This is a genomic window from Solibaculum intestinale (assembly GCF_040096205.1).
GTDB lineage: Bacteria > Bacillota > Clostridia > Oscillospirales > Acutalibacteraceae > Solibaculum_A > Solibaculum_A intestinale.
Map to the genome: position 1 here is coordinate 1 of NZ_JBBMFD010000045.1, position 5,638 is coordinate 5,638.

At 50.6% G+C, this 5,638-nt stretch carries 10 protein-coding genes; 4 read left to right on the forward strand and 6 right to left on the reverse strand.

Going from position 1 to position 5,638, the window contains the following annotated elements:
* Nucleotides 1-114: 114 nt before the first annotated feature.
* From WMO26_RS13185 to WMO26_RS13195, 3 genes are read left to right on the forward strand one after another with little or no spacing between them, the layout of a single operon-like run.
* Nucleotides 115-1,014, forward strand: a complete 900-nt coding sequence (locus WMO26_RS13185; RefSeq protein WP_349221097.1) for an N-acetylmuramoyl-L-alanine amidase — start codon at nt 115-117, stop codon at nt 1,012-1,014.
* Nucleotides 1,015-1,017: 3 nt separating this feature from the next.
* Nucleotides 1,018-1,347: a hypothetical protein gene (locus WMO26_RS13190; protein WP_349221098.1), complete on the forward strand. Its 330-nt coding sequence runs from the start codon at nt 1,018-1,020 to the stop codon at nt 1,345-1,347.
* Nucleotides 1,348-1,354: 7 nt separating this feature from the next.
* Nucleotides 1,355-1,657 carry a phage holin family protein gene (locus WMO26_RS13195; protein WP_349221099.1) on the forward strand — a complete coding sequence of 101 codons (303 nt, stop codon included), beginning with the start codon at nt 1,355-1,357 and terminating at the stop codon, nt 1,655-1,657.
* A gap of 242 nt (nt 1,658-1,899) precedes the next feature.
* Here the strand turns inward: WMO26_RS13195 and WMO26_RS13200 are convergent, their stop codons facing one another.
* Genes WMO26_RS13200 through WMO26_RS13220 form a run of 5 tightly spaced genes read right to left on the reverse strand, consistent with a single transcriptional unit; the run spans nt 1,900 to nt 5,052 of the window.
* On the reverse strand, nt 1,900-2,520 hold the full coding sequence (locus WMO26_RS13200; RefSeq protein ID WP_349221100.1) for an IbrB-like domain-containing protein: 621 nt from the start codon (nt 2,518-2,520) through the stop codon (nt 1,900-1,902).
* Nucleotides 2,499-3,710, reverse strand: a complete 1,212-nt coding sequence (locus tag WMO26_RS13205) for a phosphoadenosine phosphosulfate reductase (RefSeq protein ID WP_349221101.1) — start codon at nt 3,708-3,710, stop codon at nt 2,499-2,501. The genes WMO26_RS13200 and WMO26_RS13205 overlap by 22 nt, the downstream gene beginning before the upstream one ends.
* A complete protein-coding gene (locus WMO26_RS13210; protein WP_349221102.1) occupies nt 3,685-4,134 on the reverse strand; it encodes a hypothetical protein in 450 nt (149 codons plus the stop codon). Before WMO26_RS13210 ends, WMO26_RS13205 begins: the two co-directional genes overlap by 26 nt.
* Nucleotides 4,135-4,157: 23 nt before the next feature.
* Nucleotides 4,158-4,520 (reverse strand): hypothetical protein, encoded by a 363-nt coding sequence (locus WMO26_RS13215; protein WP_349221103.1) that lies wholly within the window; start codon nt 4,518-4,520, stop codon nt 4,158-4,160.
* Nucleotides 4,521-4,533: 13 nt separating this feature from the next.
* The gene (locus WMO26_RS13220) at nt 4,534-5,052 is read right to left on the reverse strand and encodes a hypothetical protein (RefSeq protein ID WP_349221104.1); all 519 of its coding nucleotides are present in this window, start codon (nt 5,050-5,052) and stop codon (nt 4,534-4,536) included.
* 203 nt (nt 5,053-5,255) lie between these two features.
* Here WMO26_RS13220 and WMO26_RS13225 point away from each other — a divergent pair, with 203 nt between their 5' ends.
* Complete coding sequence (locus WMO26_RS13225) at nt 5,256-5,459, forward strand: helix-turn-helix transcriptional regulator (RefSeq protein WP_349221105.1); 204 nt, start codon at nt 5,256-5,258, stop codon at nt 5,457-5,459.
* Between the two features lie 32 nt (nt 5,460-5,491).
* Here WMO26_RS13225 and WMO26_RS13230 read toward each other — a convergent pair whose 3' ends face one another.
* On the reverse strand, nt 5,492-5,638 hold the full coding sequence (locus tag WMO26_RS13230; RefSeq protein WP_349221106.1) for a ComEA family DNA-binding protein: 147 nt from the start codon (nt 5,636-5,638) through the stop codon (nt 5,492-5,494).

The following is a 5,638-nucleotide window of genomic DNA, read 5'->3' on the forward strand; positions in this document are numbered from 1 at the left end:
GCCTACATCACCGGGCAAATCAAGGCGCTGGTCCCCTGATCCACCTATCTCATACGGCAAGGCGTGTCCTTCGGGGCACGCCTTTCTTATATCCAATTTTAGGAGGTAACCATTATGGCAGTATCCATCATCGAGCAGATCATCCCGTCCACCAATGCCAACCGGCCGGGCGGGAACTACACGAAGTCTTACATCACCATCCACGAAACCGGCAACAAGGACGCAGGAGCCGGAGCGAAGAACCACGCAAACTGGCTCTCGAACGGTGCAGACGGGGAGATCGGGTACCACTACACCGTGGACGATCATGAGATTTACCACCACATCCCGGACAACGAAAAGGCCTGGCACGCGGGAGACGGCGGCAGCGGCACCGGGAACCTGCACTCCATCGGGATTGAGCTGTGCGTGAATGCGGACGGCGATTTTGAACAGACAAAGAAAAACGCCGCCTGGCTGGTGGCAAAGTTGATGGAGGATTACTCCATCCCCATCAACAACGTGGTGCAACACAACCATTGGTCGGGGAAAAACTGCCCCCAGACCATCCGGGAGACCGGGACCTGGGACGCGTTCCTTGCTCTCTGCCGGGCCGAACTGGACAGCGGCAGCACGGCCCCTTCCGGCGACACTTACACGGTGCAGGCGGGAGACTGCCTTTCCTCCATCGGTGAAAAATTAGGGATCGACTGGCGGGACATTGCGGCGGTCAACGGCATCACCGAGCCGTACACTATCTATGCCGGCCAGGTCCTGCAGCTTTCCGGCGGACAGCCTGACCCGGCTCCTGCGCCCCAGCCGTCTACCGGGTACAAGCTCGGGGACCATGTGGTTTTCTCGACCTGCTACCGCTCGTCTACGGCGCCTATTGAGGAGCACTTGACCGCCGCCCAGATGCTGCGCAGCCACGGTGTGATTACCCGCATTGCGGAGGGCGCCCGCAACCCCTACCTGCTGGATAACGGGCTGTGCTGGGTCAACGACGGCGACATCCGCGGCTATTATCAGGGTTAATCTATGGAGTGGCTGATTGATATTTTTCCCAACCTCCTGATCTGGGCCATCACCGGCGGCCTGGGCGCGTTTTGCGTCTGGGTCTGCCGGAGGCTCAAGGCCCAGCGGGGCGAGCAAGAGGCTATACGGGAGGGCCTCCAGGCCATCCTGCATGACCGCATCTATCAGGCCCACCGGTATTATACCCGCATTGGGTTTTGCCCTCTTGGCGACAAGAAGAACATCGAATACCTGTTCCGGCCTTACGCCGCCCTGGGCGGCAACGGGACCGGGAAACAGGCGTATGACGACATTATGAACCTGCCCACCGAACGGTCGGGCTCAAAGGAGTAATCTATATATGGACATGATCGAAAACATCCAGAGCTTTATCCGGCCGGAATTGCTCGTACTTGTCCCGGTATTGCTTATACTGGGCGCAATCCTAAAGCGCGCGCAGGCTGTGCCGGACAAATTTATTCCCGCGATCCTCGGCTTGGCCGGGATCCTCATTGCGGGACTGAGCGTCTTTGCAAACAGCCCCCTTGCCACGGCAGGCGACTGGCTGACCGCCGTATTGACCGCCTTTGTGCAGGGCGTCTTGTGCGCAGGCGCGGCGGTTTACGTCAATCAAATTTATAAACAAAAAAACAAGAGCGAGTAATACACAGAGCCCCGGAGCCTTACGGTTCCGGGGCCTATTTTTTTGCAAAACACTTGACAAAAACCGCCTATAGGGCTATGCTATAAATATAAATAAGAAAACTGCGTATCTGTTAGTTAGCCGTCGGTTATACCGGCGTGGATTGAAATCATTTTTTTAGCAAAGCCTAACACAGCGCGGGAACACATTAGTTCCAAAGGGCCGTAGCCCAATAAAAGCCCCCGAACAATCGGGGGCTTTTATTATTCCCATGCTTTTGAAAAATCTATGTCGGAAAATAATTCCGCTAGACCTGTGATTTGCTTAAGCCGAAGCACTTCGTCCGGCTCCATTCCAAGCTCCCTCCCTATTTTCGCATCCGACCAATTGCGGCGGGATAGTTCAAGCACAATGTCACTCATTGCCGTTACTTGATGTTTCCCTCGAGCACGATTATGGCGGATCGTAGCGGCGATTCGGTCTCCTTTGTCCTCTCTTCCACGGTTAATTAATGTAATCGGCAGATATCCATGGACGCGTTCCCGGATATCATTGCATTCCTTTCCGACGCGGTTGCGGTGGAAGCCGTCAATAACTTCGTAGTAATCGTTTTTACCCCAGGCAACGATTGGCTGTGTGTATCCATCTTCCCCAATGCTGATTTCCAGTAACTTCATTTCCGGCGGCGCGACTGAATTCGGGTTATAATCATTCGCCTCAACTTGGTCGCACGGGACCCAAAGCACGCAGTCCACCGGCTCGTCATTAAACGGACTGATGTCATGCAAGGCAGACCTTACTTTATTTAGAGCTTTAATTTTATTTGGCTCTTCCAATTTATCAATTTCTACGCAAAGCTCGCTTAAAAGTTGATCAATCCCCATGCTTGTCGTCTCCTTTTCATGACTTTTTTGTATTTTTCGTAGGCTGTAGATTTCGTTTGCGTAAAAGACAGACCTTTGCACCAATAGTCGTTTCTCAGCAGTGCTTTGCAAATGCGCTTCCAAGACGGTACCTTTTTGGCAGCTTCTTCATGGATATCTGCTTCATCTGGAATGCCGTCCGCATATCCGCGGTTTTCCCACCAGTGCAAAAACACAGCTATCTTGTTTTCGTAATGCTCTCGTGTTTGCGGCGGCATGGACGCCAGAAGCAATTCTGCAAATGACTTCCAGGTGTGGCCTTCGGGCTTTGTAATTTTTATGTTTCCCATAATGTCACCGGTTTCCCGGACATACAGAGCGCCTTGATTGGCGCCATTAACACGGGCGACTACACGGGCCCATGTTTCCGGTTCGATCACATGAAAAAGCCACAAACCCTTTCGTTGGTCGTCGCCATATGGCTGGCAAATGCGCATTTGTGACGGTGTCAAGCCCGCTTGGTACATGTAGTCATACAGCTTGTTGTACGGCTTGCCGAATTTCGTATTATAAAGCCAGATATCTGATACCTTCCAGTCATATATTGGATAAATATTGTATACTCCGTCCCCGATCCATGTAGTCCACTGGATGCCTTCAAAGGTAGATTTATTTCCCTTGATGGTGCGATATCGGTTGAGAGATTCGTCTGCACGAATGCCTACAAAACATGCTGTCAACTTCCCGCCTCCGTACCATTTCCCGAATTCTGGCACAAACTCCTCAAACTCCATGCCGCGCCAGTAAAACGGGAAATAGTTCTCGTCCGTAATCGCATTTTTGGGAGGATTCCTGATCCAGACATCTTCTTTTCCGGGTTCCCAACACATCCAACGTGGTTCAAATACGGATACGGCGTTTCGTAGCCGGATAGGTAGGCATACCCAATATGGCTCAATATTGTTCGCATAAAGGTCATACATGGCCTGGATATGTTTAATAGTGATTTTGTACATCCCTTCTAGGTCAACCAGGAGGACGCCTACTTTTCGGCCTCTCTTTATGGCCTCATTCATAACAAGATGGAGCATCACCGAACTATCCTTACCACCGGAAAAGCTGACGTATATTTTTGGAAAATCATCAAACACCTTTCGAATTCGTTCTCTGGCGGCATCCAGTACGTTAATATCTAGATATGTTTTTGGCACTAATCTTCACCCTTCTCTCCTGGTATGTTTCTGCCCCGATTGAGTGGCAGGCATCTTCCTCGCTTATTTTTATAACATCCCCATCCTGATCTACAATGCAAAAGTAACGGTCGGTTCTGCTCCATGACTCTTGTGATTTCACTTCGTAAAGCTTTCCGCTTTCCAAGATGTATTCCGCAAAAACACCCCTCGAACCGATTCCATTTGCACGAGAATAATCTAACTTTGGTTTCAGAAAATTTCGTTCCAGCCGGTATTTTTCGCTCGGGCCAAGTACCTCCGCTACCCAGGATGACCGCGGCGGCACGCCCACTACAGTATCAAATATTTCCGCACAGCCGTTTTCTCTAAAAGCAGAGCGATAAACTTTGCACATCTGCCTTGTGTTTTCGCCAAACAATTCCAGCTTTATTACCGCTTTCAAACAAGCCACCTACCTTCTGTAGATCAGAATCCACCGGTTTCGTCGATCCACTGATTATGTAGCGCTTTTTCTTCTTGGAGCGCTTCCCAGTGCTCCACCATATCTTTTGCCTTGTCCTTGGCCTCTCTATAAGAGATAACATCCACACTTGCGCCATTATTCGGGCGGACGCTTGCGCCGCCGTCCACAATCTTGCCGTCTTGGGTGAGAACGCACAAGATTGCCTCTACCTCATACCCAACCGGAGACGTTGACTTGTACGTCTCCGATGCAAGTATTTTAACCTCACAGTTTGCGTTTTCTGTGGCGTGCAGCGCAAAACGGTTCATTACCTCAAATTCGCTTTCAAAATCAGGTTTCGCCATATACTCTTCAAATTTTGACATGGTTTTCTCCTCCTTATTTCTCGAGCGCTGCCAGGCGATCTTTGAGCTCTACATACTTAACACTGTCGATGATCTGCGGAACGTAACCATAGCCGCCCTCGTTGTAAAGGTTATTGTACTTTCTTCTCATTTTGACGGCTTCTGCCGGAGTAGGGATGCTTTCCTGGGCTTCGGCCTTGGCTATCATTTCTTTGATGCCCGCGATCTCGCCCTGGCGCTTTTTGTCTCTTTTGGCCCGCCATGCTGCCTCGTCGGCGGCGATAAGGGCGCGGTATTCATCCTCTGTGATCTCGACGCAGATGTGAGACTCGGTCATTTTGGTGATGACGCCGACTGTGTTGCGCTTACGGATCGTGCCGATGGGTTCGTCCTGCCAGCTGAGGCTGCTGAGGCGGGTGCGTTTGCCGACTACGCGCATTGCGCGGCTGGGGTCATTCAGGTCTGCGGGCACCCCAACAGGGCGGTAGTCAGTGTCCTGCTCAATTTTGGCGGCGTACAGGTTGCCTGCAAACTCCTCAATATATGCGTACATGGTAGCTGCTCCTCTCATTTTTGGCCTAATCTGTTGTTTGGTATCTCCCTTTGACAGTTATTATTATAAACCATTTGGTTTATGTTGTCAAGGCTTTTTTCCAATTTTTTTAGAAAAATTATAAACCATTGCGTTTATACATTAACCAATAAGTTGACACAAAAAGCCTTATCGTTTATACTAAAAGAAAAGGAGGGCTGACGATGGAACAACAGATACACAAGGCAATAGAGTACAAAGGGATCAGCCAAGCCGCGCTTGCGCGGGCGATCGGCATGTCGCCACAAAATTTTAACAAAAAAATAAAACGAGAAACATTCTCGCCGGATGAATTACACGCAATCGCCAAAGCTCTGGGGGCCAAGTATATTGCGATATTTGAGTTCCCGGACGGGACTAAAATATGAAGAAGCCCTCCCAAAGCGGGAGGGCTTTTGCTTTACACGTATATATACGGCCGCATGGATTCGAGCGTTTCGGGGCCAATGCCCTGGACATTGAGGAGGTCATCCACGGATGCAAACGGTCCGTGCTCCTCACGGTACATGATAATCAAGCGGGCTTTTGTGCGCAGTACATTGGGGAT